This is a genomic window from Clostridium sp. Marseille-Q5894 (genome assembly GCF_946902305.1).
GTDB lineage: Bacteria > Bacillota_I > Bacilli_A > Erysipelotrichales > Coprobacillaceae > Thomasclavelia.
Window position 1 is genome coordinate 64,988 of the sequence record NZ_CAMPPT010000009.1, and the last position, 21,814, is coordinate 86,801.

Below are 21,814 nucleotides of genomic sequence, written 5' to 3' on the forward strand. Positions count from 1 at the left end.
GATTTTAGCTGACAGCTTTTTTATAGAATAGGATAAAAAGGATACAATTAAATTAATAAAATGTTATAATTATGATACATGTTAATTGAAAGAAGGGGATAAAATGGAAAGAGCATTTAATTTATCACAAGTTCAAAATGCATTTATGCCAGAACCATTAGAAACTAGGAAAGATATGAATGAATTTTATGTTGATACTTCTTTGGTAAGGTATGGAGTTGCGTATTCAAATGTTGTTGATGAAATATTGATTGAATTAACTGACTGTACTAGCGCTTATATTCATAAATTGTTTATCGGTCATACAGGATCTGGAAAATCTACAGAATTGAGGCGCTTAGAAGAAAGGTTAGAAACGGAAGACTTTTTAGTAACATTTATTGAAGGTGAGAAAGAGATAGATATAAAAGATGCAGTATATACAGATATTTTATTTTTGATTCTTGAAAAAATTTTAAATAAAGTTTCTAAAAATGTTGAAATATCAGATAATATTTATAAAAGAATAAGCAGCTATTGGAATGCGATTTATGAAATTGAAGAGACGGTTACAGAATCTTCACAATTGAGTGTTGAAGCTGAAGCTGGTATTGAAGTTAAGGCAATCGTGTTAAGTTTGTTAAGTAAAATCAAAGGAATTTTAAAAACTTCTGAGGAAACAAAACAAATAATTAGGCAAAAAATAGAACCACGAAGCAGTGAATTGGTTAATCAGATTATTGATGTTGTAAATTGTATTTCTAAACAGCTTACAAATGAAAAAAATATTCCTGTAGTTATATTAGATGGAACTGACAAAATGTCACTTGAAGCAGCTAAAAAAGTTTTTTATGAAAATGGAATGAAGTTTTCAGATTTACCAATACATTTTATTGTAAGTTTTCCAATTGCTTTAAGCTATTCCCCTGAATATAACGATATTCAAGCCTGGTTTCCTTCACCAAGTAAATTACCAATGATCAAACAAAAAAAGTGGACTGGGAAAAAATATGAACCTTTTCCTGAAGGACCTCAAGCGATGAAAGATATCGTTGATAAAAGAATGGATTTAAATTTATTTGAAGCGAATGTACTTGAGAAGTTGATTGAAAAAACAGGTGGTAATATAAGAGACTTATTTAGATGTATTCGTAAAGCAACACTAAGAGCAAGAGTAAAAAAAGCTGATAAAATTTCGATGGATGACGGTCAATATGCTTTAAATGAATTAAAATCAGATATAAATGGTCGTTATACTTCTGAAGATATTCCAGAATTACAAACTATTTATAAAGGTAATAAATCTCGACTCGGTGAACCATCAATAAAGAAATTATTACAAACAGGTGCAGTAATGGAATATAATGCAACAAGATGGTGTGATCTGCATCCTTTGGTTGAAGAATGGTTAATAGAAACAGGAAGAATAGATGAATAATAATATTGAAGAATTAGAAATGCTTTGTCTTGCTTTAAAGGATACAAAGCACGGTTTATTTCTTTTTCGTGCTGAAGCAAAAGAACAGGATAAAATCGTAGATGAAATAAAACAATATTTTGGTTCAAATATTGTTTCATCAAAAAACGCTAGTTTAATTAATTGGGATAATGAAGTTTTTAAAATTAGTTTTTTTAAGAACTGGAAAGAGCAGGCTCCTGATGATAAAATATTTATTTTATATAATTTACAGACTGTTGCTAAAACAGGCCATGAAATTGAGTTTTGCCAGGAACTAAATCATTTAAGAGATGAATTAGTAGATTTGGATTGTATTTTTATATTTGGAATGTCATCGTATTTTGCGGTTTATTTATCACAAAATGCTCCGGATTTATATTCTTTTTTCGGCTATCAAGCAAATTTTAAGTTCGAAAATGACGATAAGCAGGACAATAATTCTAATATATATACAGGAGATATTGTTGTAGCTAGGGAAAGATTATTGGAGATTTATCATGAAATAAAAGCTTTTGGGATAGATAATTATAAATCATCAGTCATTTCATTAAAATATTTAGTAGATTTTTTAGATAGCTGGAATGAAATATATCCGTATTTATCAAATGTGTATCATTTAGATATTATGAAAATTATAAAAAAAGTTCTTAATATCATTGATGAACTAAAAGATTCTTTAAAAGATTTGATTTTTTTAAGTGATGTTTATAATACGCTTGGTGATGTTTATGATGATTTAGGACAATATGATAAATCATTAGAAAACTATCAAAAAGCATTAAAAATAGCTACAAAAATTCTCGGACAGGAGCATCTTACAATTGCCAAAATTTATAATAATTTAGGATGTACATATTCAAAACAAGGAAAATATCAAGAAGCATTAGAAAATTGCCAAAAAGCATTAAAAATGGGTGAAAAGATTCTTGGTCAAGAACATTCTACTATTGCAACAGGCTATAATAATTTAGGATATATATATTCAAAACAGGGAAAATATCAAGAAGCCCTAGTAAATTATCAAAAAGCACTGAAAATAGACGAAAAAATTCCAGGGCAAGAAGATTCAACAATTGCTAGAGATTACAATAATTTAGGATGTGTATATTCAAAACAGGGCAAATATCAAGAAGCTTTGAAAAATTATTTAAAAGCATTAAAAGTAGCTCAAAAGATTCTCGGTCAAGAACATTCTATAACTGCAATGTGTTATAATAATTTAGGATATATATATTCAAAACAGGGAAAAAATCAAGAAGCTTTGGAAAATTATCAAAAAGCATTAAAAATAGCTCAAAAGATTCTCGGTCAAGAACACCCTGATACAATAGCAATAAATAATAATATTAAATTATTGATCAATAATTTAAAAAATAATGCTAATCTCAAAAACTAACTGTTAGTTATTTTGGCTAACAGTTTTTTTATTGTTAAAGATAAAAATGTATAATCTAATTTGAGTAATGGAATAATATTAAAAAAATAAAAAATAACTGACTTTTATTGCATTGCCTTAGTTAAAAAGATAAGCTATAATGAGATAGAAAATGGGGTGAAATTATGGAAAAAAGTGCTGTTAGAATGATTGCACAAATGGTAGCTTTGAAAAAAATTGAAGTTTTACTTTTAAAAAAATACTATGATGGAAATAGCCCACGATTTTATTTACGTGATTTAACTAATAATGATTTAACGGAAATAAAGATTTCCGGTAAGTATGTAGAAAGTCAGTTTACTCATTACTATTTCGATGATGTTGAAATAGATTTTTGTCATGTTTATCAAGTTGTTGATGCATATGGATTAACAGAAACTTTACAGTATACTAAACTTATTAGTGATCACGATTTTTTGAAACAAAATTATTATGATGGTGATGATTTAGGAAGTCATTATCGTTCTGGATATACGACGTTTAAAGTATGGGCGCCAACGGCTTTGCAAATGAAGGTTTCAATTACTAAGTATGATAATACTTATACTTATGAAATGCAAAGAGTAGATAACGGTATTTTTTATGCAAAGGTTACAGGTGATTTTGATAACTGTCAGTATGTGTATTTAGTTAGACATCATGAAAGTTTTTGTCAGGCTTTAGATCCGTATGCATATAGTTCATCTGCCAATGGACGAAGTAGTATAATAATTGATTTAAATAAGATCAATATAGATATAAAGCGTGATTGTTTAACACCGTTAGTTAAAAAGACGGATGCTATTATTTATGAAGCAAGTGTTCGTGATTATACGATGTATGAAAATAGTTTAAGTCTTCATAAGGGGAAATTTAAGGGGATTTGTGAAGAGGGTTTAAAGACAAAATATGGTAATAGTGCGGGATTAGATTATTTAGTTGAATTAGGGATCACGCATTTACAATTAATGCCAATATATGACTTTGCAACGGTTGATGAAAATAATCCTGAATTATTATATAATTGGGGTTATGATCCAGCTCAGTATAATGTTCCTGAAGGAAGTTATTGTAGCGATCCAGATGATGGGTATAGCCGTGTTGTAGAATGTAAAGAAATGATTTCCAAATTACATTCTAGAGGTATAAGAGTCGTCATGGATGTTGTTTATAATCATATGTATGATGTAAATGCTAGTGCTTTTGAAAGATTGGTACCAGGATATTATTTTAGAAAAAATTCTGATGGAACGTTATCTAATGGTTCCTGGTGTGGCAATGATTTAAATAGTCGAGAACATATGGTTAGAAAATATATTCTTGATATGTCAAAGCGTTGGCAGCAGTTTTATGGTGTCGATGGTTTTCGTTTTGATTTGATGGGGATAATCGATATTACTACCATTAATAAAGTGTATGAAACATGTTCAAATTATGATAAATCATTTATTATATATGGTGAAGGCTGGAATATGCCGACAAATTTACCTGATGAAAAGAAAGCAATGCAGGATAATCATGCTAAACTGTTAAATATTAGTTTTTTTAATGATGAATTTAGGGAAACTATCAAAGGTGGTAGTGGTGATTTTGTCTTGGTAAATAAAGGATTTGTTACTGGTAATCTTTATGAAACAGAACATGCTAAAAACGTAATTTCAGGATTAAATCGATATTCAAGACCAGATCAATCAATTAATTATGTAGAGTGTCATGATAATGCGACAGTTTTTGACAAGTTATATATTTCTAATGTTGAAGAAGGGTTAAAGGGTATTTTAAATCGACAAAAAAATTTAACGATTATGACATTATTATCTCAGGGAATTCCATTTATCCATGCTGGTCAGGAGTTTTATCGTACTAAAGATAGGATTTATAACTCGTATAATTCGCCAGATATGATCAATTCTTTAAACTGGGATTTTAGAGATATTTATAAAGATGATATCGATGATATTAAAAAAATTATTAAATTGCGAAAAGATAATGAGTGTTTTCGCTATGATACTAGAGAGAAAATAGAAAAAAATGTTTTAGTTGAAAATATTGATTATAAGATGTTAAAATATACTCTCAAACAAGATAGTGGTGAATATAAAGAATTTAAGATTTATATTAATCCATCTAATTTTACTTTTGATTATCAGGAAAAGGATTATCAATGTCTCTATGGTAACCTTGTAGATGATCAAATTGGGCCTAAAACTATTGTTATTTTAGCAAAGTAAAGGAGAAATAAATGAAGTTGATTGTAGGATTAGGGAACCCTGGTAAAGAGTACGAGGGAACTCGACATAATTGTGGATTTATGGTTATTGATAAATTGGCAGAAAAATTGAATGTAAATATTGATTTGAGTAAATTTAAAGGTTTATACACTAAATTTAAATATCGTGGGGAAGATGTGATCTTATTAAAACCGCAAACATACATGAATCTTTCTGGTGAATCTGTCAATGCGCTAATGCAGTTTTTTAAGATTGAAAAAGATGATTTATTAGTTATATATGATGATTTAGATATGCCGGTGGGAAAATTAAGATTACGAAAAACAGGTAGTGCTGGTGGCCATAATGGGATAAAGAATATTATTGCTCATTTAAATAGTCAGGATTTTAAACGGATTCGTGTTGGAATTGACCGTCATAAATATATGAAAGTAGTTGATTATGTTTTATCACGTTTTACTAAAGAAGAAAATGAAGCAATATCACAGGGAATTGAAAATGCTGCAAATGCTATTATCGACTATCTTGATCATGATTTTGATTATGTGATGAATCGTTATAATTAGAGGAAGTTATGAAACAGTTAGATGATATTTTAAGACAAAATGCAGCTTTTAAGGCTTTATTGAATGGTAAAGGAAACATCGTTGTTAACGATATTAACGATGAGGCACTACTTATATCCAGTGCCTTTTTAACATTAAAAAAAGATATTGTAGTTATAAAGCCAAATCAATATGAAGCTAATATGTTATACCAGCGCATCATGTCAATTAATGATAATGATGTTTTGCTGTTTCCCGTTGATGAATCATATCGAATCGAAGCTTTAGCAGCTTCACCGGAATTATTAGGACAAAGACTTGATACGCTATATCGTTTGACCACAGATAAACCTAAATTAGTAATAACACATGTACAGGCAATAGTTCGCTATTTACCTGATCAACAAATATTCAAAGAAAATTGCTTGGATCTAAAAGTTGGAATGCAAATAGATATTTATGATTTACAGAAATATTTATTAAAAGCTGGTTATCAAAGTGCAATTAGGGTCGATCAGCCTTTCTATTTTTCAAAACGCGGTGGAGTAATCGATGTATTTTCAATTCAATATGAGACACCAGTAAGAATTGAATTTTTTGATGATGAAATTGATAACATTCGTTTTTATAATCAAAATAGTCAAAGAACGATTGAAAATGTTAATGAAATAACAATTATTCCCGCCAGTGATGTTTTGTATGATGACCAGGAAGTACCAGCAGTTATTAGTAAAATTAATGATTTAAGAGATAAACAGGTTGAAACATTAGATGAAGTATATTTAGATGACTATTTAAATAAGATTTCTATTGATCAAGAGAATCTTCGAAATCATGATACTAGTTTTTCAATGTATAATTATTTTAGCTTATTTAAACAAACCGCTAGTATTAAAGACTATTTACAAGATCCATTGATCATTCTTGCTAACAGTCAGGATATTAATTTTGCTTATAAGAATTATCTTGAAGAAAATCATTATTATTATCAAGAGTTAGCAGCTATTGGTAAAAGCGTACAGGGATTAAACTTATCTCGAGATCTTTATGAAGTGATTGATGATGTCACAGTTGATTTTAAATCTTTTGCAACTCATGAAAAAGATATATTATTTAATGCTAGACCAATCATGATCGATAATCAGGATGAAAAATTAATTATTAATCAAATTAGAAGTTATTTAAAGTTATCAAAAGTAGTAATCGCTTTAGATGATGAACATCAATTAAGATTAATGAGTGATTTGTTTGATCGTTATGAATTATTGTATACATTAGTAGGATCTAAAGATGAATTATATCCAGGATTAAATATCACGATAAATAAGATTGGTTTTGGAATTGAGTTGATTGATGAAAATATTGTCATTATTAGTGCTAATGAACTATTTAAGACAAGAAATATCAAAAAGCCAAAATATTTTAAATACAAAAATGCTAAGGTTTTAAAAGATTATCAAGAATTAAATGTCGGTGATTATGTTGTTCATGATAATTATGGGATCGGACAATATCTTGGTATCAAGACTTTAGAAGTACAAGGCTTTCATAAAGATTATTTATATGTAGCTTATGCTGGCGAGGACACATTATATATTCCCGTTGAACAGTTTAAATTAATTCGTAAATATTCTAGTGGTGAAGGAAAAGTACCTAAAATCAATAAATTAGGCAGCTCACAGTGGCAAAAAACCAAAGCTAAAGCTAGAAATAAAGTTGATGATATTGCAGATAAATTAATTGAAATTTATGCTGCAAGAATTAATCAGCCGGGCTATGCTTTTCCAGCCGATAATGAATTGCAAATAGAATTTGAAAAAGCTTTTGGCTATGAACTAACGGCAGATCAAGTACGTTCGGTTGAGGAGATCAAAGCCGATATGGAAAAACCGCAACCAATGGATCGATTGTTATGTGGTGATGTTGGTTTTGGAAAAACGGAAGTAGCTTTACGTGCAGCATTTAAAGCTATTTTAGGTAATAAGCAGGTGGCTTTTTTGTGTCCGACAACAATTTTATCAATGCAGCATTATAAGACAATGATAGCTAGATTTGAAAATTTCCCGGTTAGAATTGCTTTATTAAATCGTTTTACTTCAACAAAACAAAAAAATCAAATTCTTAAAGACCTTAAATTAGGAAATATTGATTTATTAGTTGGGACTCATCGTATTTTATCTAAAGATGTTATTTTTAAAGATATTGGTCTTTTGTGTATTGATGAAGAACAGCGTTTTGGGGTTAAACAAAAAGAAAAAATCAAAGAATACCGAAAGACGATCGATGTCTTAACGCTCACGGCAACTCCGATTCCTAGAACATTACAAATGTCGTTGATGGGAATTAGAGGGTTATCTCAAATTGAAACTCCACCCAAAAATCGTCAGCCAGTACAAACATATGTAATCGAAAAAAATAATGTTTTAATAAAACAGATCATTGAACGTGAATTAGCCCGTGATGGCCAGGTTTTTTATTTGTATAATCGAACCAATCAAATTGCTAATGTGGCTTATAATATTAGCTTGATGGTGCCTGGTGCTAATGTGGCGATTGGTCATGGGCAGATGGATAAAAATGAATTGGAAGATGTAATGCTGCGTTTTGTTAATAAAGAATTTAATGTTCTTGTTTGTACAACGATAATTGAAACGGGAATTGATATTCCTAATGCTAATACAATAATTGTTGAGGATGCTGATAAATTTGGATTAAGTCAGCTATATCAAATAAAAGGTCGTGTCGGACGTAGTAATCGCGGGGCTTATGCATATTTATTATATAATCCTTCACGTATTTTGAATGAAGAAGCAAGTAAACGCTTGAAAGCAATTAAAGAATTTACAGAATTAGGCAGCGGTTATAAAATAGCGATGCGCGATCTTGCGATTCGTGGCTCTGGAGATATTTTAGGGGGAACACAGTCAGGTTTTATTGATTCTATTGGTTTTGAAATGTATATGAAAATTTTACAAGATGCTATTAATGAAAAAATGGGCAAAGAAGAATCATTGGAATCTGAGGTTAAAAGTGTTAATGTTAATGTTGAAGGTTATATTCCTCATGATTATGTTTCTAGTGATATTGAAAAATTAGAATTATATCAGCGTCTAGATAACACTAAAACAATAAATGGGATCGATCATTTAAAAAGTGAGTTTGTTGATTATTATGGAAAATTGCCAAATGAAGTAGCTACTTTGATTGAAAAAAGAAAATTAGATATTTTAGCGGCTACTAAGATTATTGATAATTTAGAAGAAAAGAAAGGTAAAATGGAGATAACGTTTAGTAAGGACTATAGCAAAAATGTAAAAGGAGACCAGTTGTTTGAAATAGTAAATCGATTGTTTACAAGACCGATGTTTAAGCAGCTGGATAATAAAATCATCATTATTTTACCTAAAGGTGATCAATGGTTAGAAAGAATGAATCAGTTGATTACAACGTTAAATCACTAAGAGGCTGAGGCCTCTTTTTTGTTAATCAAACTAACAAAAAATGAACATTGTTCATTGAATCTTTGGTTTTGTTGAGCTATAATAAAAATGAAAAGAGATGATGTAATGGAAAATAAAGCTGATAAACGAAAAAAAGAAATTATTGTTGCAGCAATGCAGTTATTTAGTGAAAAAGGTTATGAGCAAACATCAATGCGTGATATTGCCAAAAGTTTGAAAGTATCATTAGGCTTATGTTATCGTTACTTTGATTCTAAACAAGTTCTATTTAATGAAGCAGTAGATTATTATATCGAGGATTGTTGTAATAATTATTTAAAAATATTACATGATCCTAATATTGAAATCATTGAAAAAATGGATCTTTTATTTACAATGATTGGTAGCGATCATCCTAAAATGCAATACCACGATTTTTTTCATCGTATCGAAAACGCTGATCTTCATGAGCGGTTATCGATTAGGTTGTGTAAATATATGTATCCACATTTATTAAAAGAAATTGAAAAGGCTATCGATGAAGGAAATCTAGCTATAAAAAATCCTGATATTTTAGTAAGTTTCATTACTTATGGGCAAATTGGTTTGCTTTCTAAACATGATACTGATCATCATCAAATCGCTAAGATTTTAAGAGAATATGTTAATAAATTAATGGATCTATAATCCCTGTTGATCAGGGATTATAAAATAGTATGAAAATGAACATTGTTCATTATTGGAGGGAATATGAATAAAAAAGAACAAAGTCGCCAAGCTTTTGATTTACAAGCTGAAAAATATGATACAACATCTTTTAGTAAACATGCCAAAAAATTATATCCGTATATCTTGAATGAAATCACCCATTGTCATGGTAAAACTATTCTGGATCTAGGGTGTGGAACGGGCTTATTAATGGAACAGGTTATTAATTTAGATGAGTCATGTTGTGTTACTGGTTTAGATATTTCTAGTAAAATGATCGAGGTAGCAAAAAAGCGAATTAAAAATAAGGGTATCCTGGTTATTGGAGATAGTGAAGAATTGCCTTTTGCCAACCAAAGTTTTGATATTGTTTATTGTAATGATTCATTTCATCATTATCCTGATCCTAAAAAGGTGCTTGAAGAAGTATGGCGAGTATTAAAGTATGGAGGGGTATTTATTCTTGGTGATATTTATCAGCCGGTCATTGTTCAACAAATCATGAATTTTTTGATTAGATATAGTCATGAAGGTGATGTGAGAATTTATTCAAAGAAAGAAATAGTATCTTTGATGAGTGAATTATTTCATAAAATTGAGTGGACTAAGTTATCAAATAGTGCTTATTTAGTTAAAGGAGTAAAGTAAATGAGTTTAGTTACAGAGAAAAAATATTTAAGAACAATTTATCAATTGTCTTTACAAAAAAAGAAAATAAGACAGATTGATTTGGCTCTAAGTCTTGGTTATGCTCGTTCAAGTATTTCAATTATGGTAAAACATTTAATCAAGGAAGATTTGATTGTTATAGAAGATAGTTTTATTTTTTTAACTGTTAAAGGAATGAAAATAGCTAAGGAAAGTTTACAAGTACATCAAAAAGTTTATGGATGGCTTATGAATCAGGGCTTTTTAGCATTTGAAGCAAGCGAATATGCGACAAAAATTGCTGATAATTTTGATGAAAAATTTATTAAAATGTTAATTGAAAAAAATAATACGATACTATCATATTGATAGTATCGTATTATTAGTTATTGCTGTAATTTTGTAAAATCGTATCAAAATCTAAACCAATTTTAAATCCTAATGTAAAATAATCATCAATGCAATTTTGAAATGCTTCAAAAGTGTATGTATCGATTACTTTTAAAGCGCTTTGATAAACTTTGATCAATTGATCAGTAATATCTTTTGAATCACTGATTTCTTGATAATTTTTTAGATTATCAACATGTAATTCAAAACCAATCGACATTAACATGTGTAAACCATCAATATAACAATCCATAAGTTCCTTACTATCTGTAGAAGAGCTATCCCAAAAACTAAATACTTTAGCTTCTTCTCCCACTTTTCCTAGTTCACAAAGAAAAGCTAATGTTTTGGTTTTAACTTTATCTTTATTTAAAATAGCATGGTTAGGATCAGTGACTAATTTTAGTTCATTAGATACATGTTTTTGATAAATTTTGTTGATTTCGTTCATCTTAATAATCACCTCTTAATAATTATTATACTCATATTTATGACATTTTCATGAATTAAGATAATTCTATATAATCATTTCTAAGATATTCTTTTTTATAAGTATTATTAGTTAAATCCTGAATAATTGAAAAAAATGCTTCATCTTCAAGATAACAGCTATAGCTAACACGTTCAAGATATTCTACATTAATACATTTGATTTTATGAACTTTAAGCAGGTGTTCAAATTTCTTAGTAAAAGAATAATCAATCGTTATTTTGTATAAAGGTACACTAAATTTTTCAACAATGTCAGCCTCTTTTAAAGCATCGGCAACACTTTGACGATAGGCTCTGGTCAATCCGCCAGCTCCTAATTTAATTCCGCCAAAATATCTTGTCACAATAGCAATAATGTTTGTTAGATCATTTTTTTCTAGAACATCAAGCATCGGTAATCCAGCTGTTCCACTAGGTTCATTATCATCATTGGCTCTTTTTTGATTATTAACAATATAAGCAATACAATTATGGGTAGCATCATGGTACTTTTCTCGATATTTACGAATTATTTTTTCTATTTCTTCTTCATCATTGCATGGAATTAGAGTACAAATAAATTCTGATTTTTTAATTGTCCAGCGATAAGTTGTAATTTCACGTACTGATTTCATCAAATCCCTCATTTCTTTATTATCATAACATATATTACTAGAAATATGGTCATAAATTTGATATATTAGTTACATAACTATAGGAGGAAAGAATAACCATGAATAAGATAGCAGTTTTAGCCGACAGTGGATGTCAATTGCCAATTGGAACATTAGAAGATCAGGGTATTTATATTGTTCCCTTAACAATAACTATGAATAATAAAACATATTTAGATTTTGAAGAAATAACTGCTTTAGAAGTTTTTGAAAGAATGAATGAAACAGGTGAAATAGTAAAGACATCACAACCATCGACAGGATCGATTCAGGCAGCGGTTCACAAAATTAAAGCAGCTGGATATGAACATATTATCGCTCTTTCAATTGCAACAGGATTATCTTCAACCTTAAATGGAATGAAATTAGCTTGTGATATGGTAGGAATGCCGGTTACTTTAATTGATACTAAAGGTACTGCTAGTAATCATCGTTATTTAATTAGAGTAGCTAAAACATTGATTGATGAGGGCAAAGATATTAGTGAAATTGAAAGCATTTTAACAAGCATGGTAGAAGAGTCAGGAACTTTGATCATGGCTCCAAATTTAGATCACTTGAAAAAAGGTGGTCGAATTACGCCAGCAGTAGCAATGCTTGGTAATTTATTAAAAATTGTACCTGTTATGAAATTAAATTATGATTTAGGTGGTAAAATCGATACTTTAGATAAAGTTAGAACGGTCAAAAAAGCAAATTTAAAAATCATTGATTATATGGTTGATGTATGTGGAATAAATAATCAGGATTATATTATCGCTATTGAACATGTTTTAGTTGATGAATTAGCACAGTCGATGAAGCAGATTTTAATTGAGCGAATTGGTAAATGTCAAGTTATAGTTAGAGAACTGCCAGCAGTAGTTGGTGCACATATGGGTGTTGGTGGTGTTGGATATCAATTTATAAAGAAATATGGAGGCTTATCGTGGAACGAATAACAAGTTTTAGTGTTGATCATACAAAGTTGACAAAAGGAATATATATTTCAAGAATTGATGATAATTTAATAACTTTTGATATTAGGATGACAACTCCTAATCTTGAACCCGCTCTCGATCCTAAAGCTGCACACACGATTGAACATATTGGAGCAACATTGCTTCGTAATGGTAAGTTTAAAGATAAAATTATTTATTTTGGACCAATGGGATGTCTAACCGGATTTTATTTAATAGTTAAAGAGCTTGATTTGAATCAAGTTATTGAGCTTGTTAAAGAAGTATTTAGTAAAATTGCTTTATGGGATCAGGAAATACCTGGTGCTAAGATAGAAGAATGTGGTAATTATAGTTTTATGGATTTAAATAAAGCTAAAGAAGCAGCTCAATATTTTATCAATAGTCCATGGCAGCATCAATATCATTATTTAAAATAAGTATAATTGAAATTAGAAAATTTTATGTAATAATTTATAAAATTAGATAAAAATGGGATTTGAAACCAGTATCTGGTATATCAAATCCCCTTTTTTAATATTAATTACTTATTTTTTCACTTGTAAGCGATGAAACGATATCATAAACATAACTTTCATCAATTTTATCACACATAATAATAATATTGTCACTAGCTTTTAAATATGTATCACCATGGGGGATAAATTCTTGTCCATCACGACGTAATGAAACAATCAAGCAGTGATTAGGCCAATCAATATCCTTAATTAAATGATTATCTAACTGTGAATCAACATTGATCATAAAATCTAATAGTACTTTTTCTCCAACACCTTTAGGAATAGGCAGGTTACGTTTTTTTAGTAAATTTTCTAATAAACTTTCATAAATTGGTTTTGATTTCATTAAATCAGCAACAATATATGAAACAATAGTTACTGTTGTAATTGAAAGTAGGTGATTTAATGAGCCAGTCATTTCAAAAATTAAGATAATTCCTGTTACCGGCGCTCTAACTATAGCTGTAAAATATCCTGCCATAGCTAATAAGATAAAATTATTGATATAAACTGCATCTAAATTTAAATATTTCACTGCCCCATGTCCAAATAATCCACCAATCAAACAACCGATGACAAGTAGGGGAAAGAATATTCCACCTGGTGCTCCAGAACCAAAACAGGTTATGGCAAATATAAACTTGCCAGCAAGAAGACAAAGAATCATTAAAGCTGTCAATTTACCTTCGGTAAGGAGATCAACTAGAACATCACCGCTTCCTAAGATTTGTGGTACTATAAATCCTAAAATTCCAGAAATTATAAAAGGTATCAATAATTTTTTGAATGTATTTAAATTTTCAAATCGATTATAAAGGCTTTGAACATACAATAAAGCTTTATTATAAAAAGCCCCAGCTAAACCTAAAATCACTCCTAAAACTAAAACCATCCAATAATAATTAGTTGGAAGCGCTTTAGCTACTTTAAAAGAAAAAACAGGATCCATTCCTAATATATTGCTCATTGTATAATCGGCAGCAATTGAAGAAGCCATAACAGAGATTAATAAAGGAGCTGAAAAATGTTTATGAACTTCTTCTAAAGCAAACATTACTCCAGCTAGTGGAGCATGAAAAGCAGCAGCTAACCCCGCACTTGCACCACATGTAAGTAAATAGCGTTCTTCGGTTTTGCCGCGTTTTAGTATTTTTCCAATTCCTTTTCCAACCATGGCACCAAGCTGTATCGAAGGACCTTCGCGTCCTAATGCCAAACCACAAAAGTTAGTTAAAAAGCCCCCTAAAAATTTATTTATTAAGACCCGCCACCATTTAGCATCGATCTTACCAGCCAATTCACCCTCTAATTGTGGTATACCGCTACCAGAAATCAAAGGTTCCGTATTTAGCAGTTTTGAAACAATATAGGCAATAATTATTAAAATAACAAACCAAAGGATGATCGTAAAAACAGATTGTTTGCAGTATATCAAGATCTGCTCTAACCAATTTGCTCCATTACTAAGACAAATTCGATATCCTACAATTACTAATCCCCCTAATATTCCTACTAACACCCCTTCTAATAGTAGAATTAATTTAAATTGTTTTACATTTAAAATATTAATAATATTTTTTCTCATATCCGCCCCTCACTTCGATTGATATTATAAACTATGGATAAAAAAAATCATAGTTGTTTTCAGATAAAAATAAATTTTGTTTTATTTATCAACAAAATATTGTACAATTAAGGAGGTGATGACAATGGATAAACGATCGGATGCAATAGAAACAGTTGTAGATGTTTTTAATGAAGCTATGGCAATTCAAGAATTATATCTTAGAAAGAGTAAGTTTAAAGAATTATCAATGAGTGAGACACACGTGATTGATGCAGTTGATAAAGCTGAATTTCCTTCGATGACTAATGTTGCAAAAATATTAAATGTTACAATGGGAACTCTAACGACAGCAGTAAAAAAGATCATTGAAAAAGGATTTTTGATCAAAGAACGGTCTAAAAAAGATCAACGTGTTTTTTATTTGAAATTAACGGAAAAAGGGCATGAGGCTCTTAAAATTCATGAACAGTTTCATCGTGAATTAGCAGATTTGTATAAAGCTGCTATTCCTGATGATCGTGTTGATTGGGTTTTTGATACATTGAAAAAAATCAAAGTGGATTTAGATAACTACAAAAAAGCATTAGAACAAAAAGAATAACAATCCAGGGCGTCTATAACGCCCTGGATTAGTTTTTAGCTAATGAATCAACAAATTAGAGGTTTATGTGTGAAGTATTTATTTAAATAATTCATTTAGCTGGTTACTTGCCATAACTAGTAATGTTATTGATTTAGGCTGGTAAGATTCAATAATTTTTGCACAAGTCATGATAGTATTACCAGAGGTAATTACGTCATCAAAAATTACGACATCTTGATTGCATAATCTTTCACCATTTTCGATTTTAATAATCTTATTTACAAGAGAACGATCAGTTTGCTGGGTTTGTTTGTAAGCGGTAGTTTTAAACAAACCTGTAAAAATATTATTACTAAAATTTTTTACGAGCATTTCATTTGGACTAAAGCCTCTTTTTAAATTATCCTGTTTACTGCTAGGGACAACTACGATCATATGCTTACGGTATTTATACTTTAACTCTGGAAAAGAGTTAAAAAAGGCATCTTTTAAAGCATGATCCCCTTGTCCCTTATACTGAAATAAAGTTTTTTTAAAGAAGTCATTATAGTAGTATAAAATAGTTATTGGATAATTTTGATAAAAATGGTGTTGATTATAAATAACAAACTTGTTAAGACACTTTAAACATAATGTTGGTTGATAAAAAAGATGAAATAGACTAGGCTGTTTATTTAAATCTTCAAAACAGATCAAGCATTGTCTTTTTTGAGGGTTTTGATGCATTGTTTAATAGCTTTAGTCTTATAGGGGGTAAAAATGCTAATTGAACCTGTAGGGTAATTAACATTTCGTCCTACTCGTCCACAAATTTGAATCAGGGTTGAAGATCCGTATATAGGGTTATTGCCATACAGTATAATTACCTGGGCATTGCTGATTGTTATGCCTCTTTCTAAAATTGTTGTCGTAATAAGGGCATCAAGTTCACCTGTTTTTAGTTTTTTTAAAAAATAATGAATATTTTTACTTTTAGAACTAATGGGATGATTCTTAATACCAAATAAATTAAAATATTTATGGACAGCAGTAGTCAGCTTTATCGTAGGAACAAAAATTAGGACTGGTTTCTTTTCTTTTTTGTATAATAAAGCTTTTTTGATAGCGATAAAATACATTAGTAAAGGACCTGTTATATAGCATTTTGGAATATCTAAAGGATGACCATGATAGCGTTTAGTCATTAATAAGTTGGGATCGTTTGTTAAAGTAGCGGACATATAAATGTAATTTCCTCTAATGCTGTTTTTAAGGATGTTATGTAAAACCTCATTATTAGCGTATGGAAAAGCATCTAATTCATCTAAGATCAACAAGTCAAAATAATGAGGGTATCGATAAAGCTGATGGGTCGTACAAATGATAAAAGAACCATTAGTTACTGCTGTATTGCCACCATAAACAGAAGTTATTGAGATATTTAAAAATTGACTTTGAAATCGTTTTGTCAATTCAATAACCAATTCTTTTCTAGGCGTTGTAAAACAGACATTATGCCCCAGATTTAATGCATATTTGATTACTTCATAAGTTATTTCCGTTTTACCAGCCCCACATACAGCTTTAAGATTAGTATTTAAATGGTTTTGATAACGGAGTAATAATTTATTTGATAATTCTTGTTGGAGAGATGTTAATTGGTAATTTAATTGAAAATCGACTGGTAAACTAGGCTTTGTTTTAATATCTTGAACAGTATCATTAGTTAAGCCGATCTTAATACATTTACGACAATAAGTTATGTTATTAAAAGTATAAAAATATCGTGGATCTTGATTCTTGCATCGTGGACAGATCATCTTTTATCACCCATCTATATTGTAACTCATATTAGCTCTATTTTTGTCTCAAATTGGTGATATATTTTTCTTATTAAAATCTCAACTTTGTTTATTTAAAAAACGCTAAAAAAAGTCTTGATAATCAAGGGATTTACAAATTATTACAAAAGCTTTGATAAATTTTGACATGAATTTTAAGAAGGCAAAATTTGTCGAGTGAAAAAAATTTATATTTAAAAAAAGATATAATATACTAGCATTGACCATTGTTAAAGGGGTGAATTAAATGCAAGGAAAAGTAAAATGGTTTAACGCAGAAAAAGGTTTTGGATTCATTGATCGTGGTGAAGGCAAAGATGTTTTTGTTCATTATAGTCAAATTGAACAAGATGGATATAAGACTTTAAATGAAGGTGAATTAGTTGAATTTGATCTTTATCAAAGTGAACGTGGAATGCAGGCTAAACATGTTGTTAAAATCTAGAAACAGAGAAATTCCTCTGTTTTTTTAGTTATGATCGATTATTTATTTAAAAGCTGATTTTGAATGAAAATATGATTGATTGAATTAGTAACTACAAGCATAAAAAGGTCATATTTAAGCAATATTTTTAGAATGATTAAAAAAAGTGAAAATGAAAGTGAAACTCAAATAATTTATGCTTTTAAATATAGCTATAAAATGTTATAATACTGTAGACTAAAGCTATAAAAGAGGAGCGTATTTCATGGCAAGTAGAAAAGAAGAAATTAGAAAAGAAATAAAAAAGAAAAATGAAAAGGAAGGTCTTAATCCTGAAGCAGTAAATAATATTGTTGATTTACAAGACCAGACTGGTGAAGATATTATAGTTGAAGATTTTAAAGGTATTTATAATGGTGATGTTATTCCATTTAGTACTACACCACATTCAACTAAAAAGAGCTTGGTTGGACGTATTAAAGGAATCTTTGATGATGAAAATAAACAACTAAAAAAATTAAGTAAGATAGCTGATGAAATCATAGCATTAGAATCAAAATATCAAGCTATGTCAGATGAAGAACTAGCAAATAAAACAAATGAATTTAAAGAAGCTTTAGCTAATGGAAAAACTTTGGATGATATTATTGTTGATGCTTTTGCTACAGTAAGAGAAGCTGCATATCGTAAATTAGGATTAAAAGCATTTAAGGTTCAGTTGATGGGTGGAATTACTTTACATGAAGGTGATATCGCCGAAATGAAAACTGGTGAAGGTAAAACCTTAACATCAATTTTCCCTGTTTATTTAAATGCTTTAACAGGTAATGGGGTGCATGTTGTTACTGTAAATGATTATCTAGCTGGTCGTGATGCTGAAAATAATGGGCAAGTTTTTAACTTTTTAGGACTTACAGTTGGTTTAAATAAGCGTGAGCTTACACCTGCCCAAAAACAAGAAGCCCATGGCTGTGATGTTACTTATACAACTAATGCTGAATTAGGATTTGATTATCTAAGAGATAATATGGTGACTAAATTAGAAGATAAAGTATTAGTTAAAGGATTAAATTATGCTTTGATCGATGAGGTCGATTCTATTTTAATTGACGAATCAAGAACACCGTTGATTATTTCTGGAGGACGTAAAAATACAGCGGCTTTATATATGCAGGCAGACCGTTTTGTTAAATCTTTAAAAGCTGATGTTGATTATGAAGTCGATATTGAAAGTAAAACAGTTGCTTTAACGGCTGACGGTATTGCTAAAGCTGAAAGAGGATTTAAGATTGCAAATTTATATGATCCACAGCATACATCATTAGTTCATCATATCAATCAGGCTTTAAAAGCCAATTATACGATGACTCGTGATGTTGAATATATGATTGCAACAGAAGATGGTAGTCGTGATATTAGAAATGCAAAAATTATGATCATCGATCAATTTACTGGTCGTGTTATGCCTGGACGTGCTTATTCTGATGGTTTACATCAAGCAATTGAAGCTAAAGAAGGGGTACCAATCAAAGAAGAAACAGAAACTCGAGCTACTATTACTTATCAAAATTTCTTTAGATTATTTAATAAGTTATCAGGAATGACAGGTACTGCTAAAACTGAAGAAGAAGAATTTAGATTGATTTATAATATGCGAGTAATTGAGATTCCAACAAATAGACCTGTAATTCGTGATGACCGTAATGATAAGATCTATTCGACAAGAGTTAATAAATTTAAAGCTTTATGTGATGAAGTTGTTGCTCGTAATTCTTATGGTCAGCCGATCTTAATTGGTACGGTATCTGTAGAAACATCAGAAGTATTATCTAAAATGTTAGATCGCCGTAAAATTAGACATAATGTTTTGAATGCTAAAAATCATGCTAAAGAAGCTGAAATCATTGAAAGAGCTGGGCAACGTGGGGCAGTTACGATCGCAACCAACATGGCTGGACGTGGTACTGACATTAAGTTAGGCGAAGGTGTTGCTGAGATTGGTGGTTTAGCAGTTATTGGTTCTGAACGTCATGAATCTAGACGTATTGATAATCAGTTAAGAGGTCGTTCTGGGCGTCAAGGAGATCCTGGATATTCTGTTTTCTATGTTTCTTTTGAAGATGATTTAATGGAACGTTTTGCTGGTGAAAGATTGAAATCATTTACAGAATATTTAGAAGATGATCAAGCCATTGAAAATAAAGTTGTTACTAAAGCAATTGAAGGAGCTCAAAAGCGGGTTGAAGGACAAAACTTTGATTCTCGTAAACATATTTTGGAATATGATGATGTAATGCGTCAACAACGTGAAATCATGTATAAAGAACGTGATGATATTATGTCAGAAGAAAAACTGGATGATATTATTAAAGGAATGTTTAACCAGGCCATTGAAATGACAGTAAAACAGTTTACTAAAAACGATGGTAAACATGATGTGATCGATGTTGAAGGTGTTGTAGAATTTGTTGCTAAAAACTATATGTTATTAGTAGAAGTGCAGGCAAATAATTGTGAAGCATTGGTGCATGAACCACAAAAATTAATTGATACTCTTACTGATTTAGTATTTAATCAATATAATAGTCGTTACAATAAAGAATTAGAACCTGAAAAAAGATTACGTTATGAAAGAAGTATCCTTTTAGGTGTAATTGATTATACTTGGATCAATCATATTGATGCAATGACAAAATTACGTAATGGTATTTATCTACGTGCTTATGCTCAAAAAGATCCATTAGCTGAATATACAGAAGAAGCATTCTATATGTTTGAACAAATGACTGCTAGCATTGCTGACACTATTTCTCGTAATATTGTTCATATGGGTGTTCGTCCTGGTAGCGAAGTAGAACAAGCTATTCCACATTTAAAAATGGAACTTACTTTTAAATAATGGAATTATATGAAATTAAAAATGGGCTTTCTAAAGCCCATTTATTAATAGATGAATTTTATCATTCAATTAATATTGAAAGCTACCGTAGAGAAATAGAAGGACTTACAGTTATTACCGAACAAGAGGGATTCTGGGATGATGCTAATAAAGCTAAGATTACGTATGATAAGTTAAATCAAATGAAAAAAATTGTTGATCAATATGACACATTAAATGCAATGTTAAAAAATCTTGATGAAACTTATGAATTAGTAAAGAGTACTGAAGATTTAGAATTTAAAGAAATTCTTGAAAGTGATTATTTGTTATTTGAAAAAGATTTAGACGAATTTGAAAAAATGCTGTTATTATCTGGAGAACATGATAATTTAAATGCAATTGTCGAAATTCACCCTGGTGCTGGAGGAACAGAGAGTCAAGATTGGGCAGAAATGTTGTTTAGAATGTATCAGCGTTATGCTCAAACAAAAGATTGGAAGGTCGAAGTGCTTGACTATCTTGATGGTGACGTAGCCGGAATTAAATCGGTTACAATGTTAATAAAAGGGAATAATGTTTATGGACACTTAAAGGCTGAAAAGGGTGTGCATCGTTTAGTACGTTTATCTCCTTTTGACTCTGCCAAACGTCGCCATACATCATTTGCATCAGTTGATGTTATTCCTGAATTTAATAATGAGATTGAAATTAATATAAGAAATGAAGATTTAAAAATAGATACTTACCGTGCAAGCGGTGCTGGAGGACAGCATATAAATAAGACGGATTCAGCAGTTAGAATTACTCATCTTCCTACAAATACGATCGTTACTTGTCAAAGTCAGCGCAGTCAGCTGCAAAATCGTGAACAGGCTATGATCATGCTTAAAAGCAAACTTTATCAATTGATGTTAGAAAAACAAGCTAGTGAATTACAAGAGATAAAAGGAGAACAAAAGGAGATAGCCTGGGGCTCACAAATACGTTCTTATATTTTACATCCTTATTCTTTAGTGAAAGATAATCGCAGTAATTATGAATCAAATAATCCTAAGGTAGTTTTAGATGGTGATCTTGATGGATTTATTTATGCCTATTTAAAGAGTACTATAGGAGGATAA

Annotated in this window: 19 protein-coding genes; 14 read left to right on the forward strand and 5 right to left on the reverse strand. The window is 30.0% G+C overall.

Annotated elements, in window-relative coordinates:
• Window positions 1–103: 103 nt before the first annotated feature.
• From OC535_RS12650 to OC535_RS12685, 8 genes are all read left to right on the forward strand, one after another.
• Complete coding sequence (locus OC535_RS12650) at window positions 104–1,417, forward strand: hypothetical protein (protein ID WP_498823988.1); 1,314 nt, start codon at window positions 104–106, stop codon at window positions 1,415–1,417.
• Complete coding sequence (locus OC535_RS12655) at window positions 1,410–2,834, forward strand: tetratricopeptide repeat protein (protein WP_498823989.1); 1,425 nt, start codon at window positions 1,410–1,412, stop codon at window positions 2,832–2,834. The genes OC535_RS12650 and OC535_RS12655 overlap by 8 nt, the downstream gene beginning before the upstream one ends.
• Window positions 2,835–2,998: 164 nt before the next feature.
• The gene (pulA, locus tag OC535_RS12660) at window positions 2,999–5,083 is read left to right on the forward strand and encodes a type I pullulanase (protein WP_227052285.1); all 2,085 of its coding nucleotides are present in this window, start codon (window positions 2,999–3,001) and stop codon (window positions 5,081–5,083) included.
• Window positions 5,084–5,094: 11 nt separating this feature from the next.
• Complete coding sequence (pth, locus tag OC535_RS12665) at window positions 5,095–5,649, forward strand: aminoacyl-tRNA hydrolase (protein WP_227052286.1); 555 nt, start codon at window positions 5,095–5,097, stop codon at window positions 5,647–5,649.
• A gap of 8 nt (window positions 5,650–5,657) precedes the next feature.
• Window positions 5,658–9,089 carry a transcription-repair coupling factor gene (gene mfd / locus OC535_RS12670; protein WP_498823990.1) on the forward strand — a complete coding sequence of 1,144 codons (3,432 nt, stop codon included), beginning with the start codon at window positions 5,658–5,660 and terminating at the stop codon, window positions 9,087–9,089.
• Window positions 9,090–9,194: 105 nt separating this feature from the next.
• Complete coding sequence (locus OC535_RS12675) at window positions 9,195–9,755, forward strand: TetR/AcrR family transcriptional regulator (protein ID WP_227052288.1); 561 nt, start codon at window positions 9,195–9,197, stop codon at window positions 9,753–9,755.
• Window positions 9,756–9,818: 63 nt separating this feature from the next.
• On the forward strand, window positions 9,819–10,424 hold the full coding sequence (locus OC535_RS12680; protein ID WP_498823991.1) for a class I SAM-dependent methyltransferase: 606 nt from the start codon (window positions 9,819–9,821) through the stop codon (window positions 10,422–10,424).
• Window positions 10,425–10,793, forward strand: a complete 369-nt coding sequence (locus tag OC535_RS12685) for a metal-dependent transcriptional regulator (protein ID WP_227052290.1) — start codon at window positions 10,425–10,427, stop codon at window positions 10,791–10,793. It begins immediately after the preceding gene.
• Between the two features lie 13 nt (window positions 10,794–10,806).
• Here the strand turns inward: OC535_RS12685 and OC535_RS12690 are convergent, their stop codons facing one another.
• Together OC535_RS12690 and OC535_RS12695 are read right to left on the reverse strand one after the other, a co-directional pair.
• On the reverse strand, window positions 10,807–11,265 hold the full coding sequence (locus tag OC535_RS12690) for a dUTP diphosphatase (RefSeq protein WP_227052292.1): 459 nt from the start codon (window positions 11,263–11,265) through the stop codon (window positions 10,807–10,809).
• Window positions 11,266–11,320: 55 nt separating this feature from the next.
• The gene (locus OC535_RS12695) at window positions 11,321–11,920 is read right to left on the reverse strand and encodes a YigZ family protein (protein WP_227052294.1); all 600 of its coding nucleotides are present in this window, start codon (window positions 11,918–11,920) and stop codon (window positions 11,321–11,323) included.
• A 98-nt stretch (window positions 11,921–12,018) separates the two neighbouring features.
• On the opposite strand from OC535_RS12695, the gene OC535_RS12700 reads away from it, so the two are divergent.
• Window positions 12,019–12,900 carry a DegV family protein gene (locus OC535_RS12700; RefSeq protein ID WP_227052297.1) on the forward strand — a complete coding sequence of 294 codons (882 nt, stop codon included), beginning with the start codon at window positions 12,019–12,021 and terminating at the stop codon, window positions 12,898–12,900.
• Window positions 12,888–13,337: an S-ribosylhomocysteine lyase gene (locus OC535_RS12705; protein WP_227052298.1), complete on the forward strand. Its 450-nt coding sequence runs from the start codon at window positions 12,888–12,890 to the stop codon at window positions 13,335–13,337. The genes OC535_RS12700 and OC535_RS12705 overlap by 13 nt, the downstream gene beginning before the upstream one ends.
• A gap of 100 nt (window positions 13,338–13,437) precedes the next feature.
• Here OC535_RS12705 and OC535_RS12710 read toward each other — a convergent pair whose 3' ends face one another.
• Window positions 13,438–15,003, reverse strand: coding sequence for a ClC family H(+)/Cl(-) exchange transporter (locus OC535_RS12710; protein ID WP_227052300.1), 1,566 nt, complete (start codon window positions 15,001–15,003; stop codon window positions 13,438–13,440).
• A 124-nt stretch (window positions 15,004–15,127) separates the two neighbouring features.
• Between OC535_RS12710 and OC535_RS12715 the strand changes: the two genes are divergently transcribed.
• On the forward strand, window positions 15,128–15,586 hold the full coding sequence (locus OC535_RS12715; protein WP_024722529.1) for a MarR family winged helix-turn-helix transcriptional regulator: 459 nt from the start codon (window positions 15,128–15,130) through the stop codon (window positions 15,584–15,586).
• Between the two features lie 78 nt (window positions 15,587–15,664).
• Here OC535_RS12715 and OC535_RS12720 read toward each other — a convergent pair whose 3' ends face one another.
• Entirely contained in the window at window positions 15,665–16,264 is a 600-nt protein-coding gene (locus OC535_RS12720) for a ComF family protein (protein ID WP_227052302.1), read from the reverse strand.
• A complete protein-coding gene (locus OC535_RS12725) occupies window positions 16,261–17,367 on the reverse strand; it encodes a helicase-related protein (RefSeq protein ID WP_227052304.1) in 1,107 nt (368 codons plus the stop codon). The genes OC535_RS12720 and OC535_RS12725 overlap by 4 nt, the downstream gene beginning before the upstream one ends.
• Before the next feature lie 268 nt (window positions 17,368–17,635).
• Between OC535_RS12725 and OC535_RS12730 the strand changes: the two genes are divergently transcribed.
• From OC535_RS12730 to prfB, 3 genes are all read left to right on the forward strand, one after another.
• Window positions 17,636–17,833, forward strand: a complete 198-nt coding sequence (locus OC535_RS12730; RefSeq protein ID WP_004608921.1) for a cold-shock protein — start codon at window positions 17,636–17,638, stop codon at window positions 17,831–17,833.
• A gap of 244 nt (window positions 17,834–18,077) precedes the next feature.
• Window positions 18,078–20,711, forward strand: coding sequence for a preprotein translocase subunit SecA (gene secA, locus OC535_RS12735; protein ID WP_227052306.1), 2,634 nt, complete (start codon window positions 18,078–18,080; stop codon window positions 20,709–20,711).
• Entirely contained in the window at window positions 20,711–21,814 is a 1,104-nt protein-coding gene (prfB, locus tag OC535_RS12740; protein WP_024722526.1) for a peptide chain release factor 2, read from the forward strand. Before secA ends, prfB begins: the two co-directional genes overlap by 1 nt.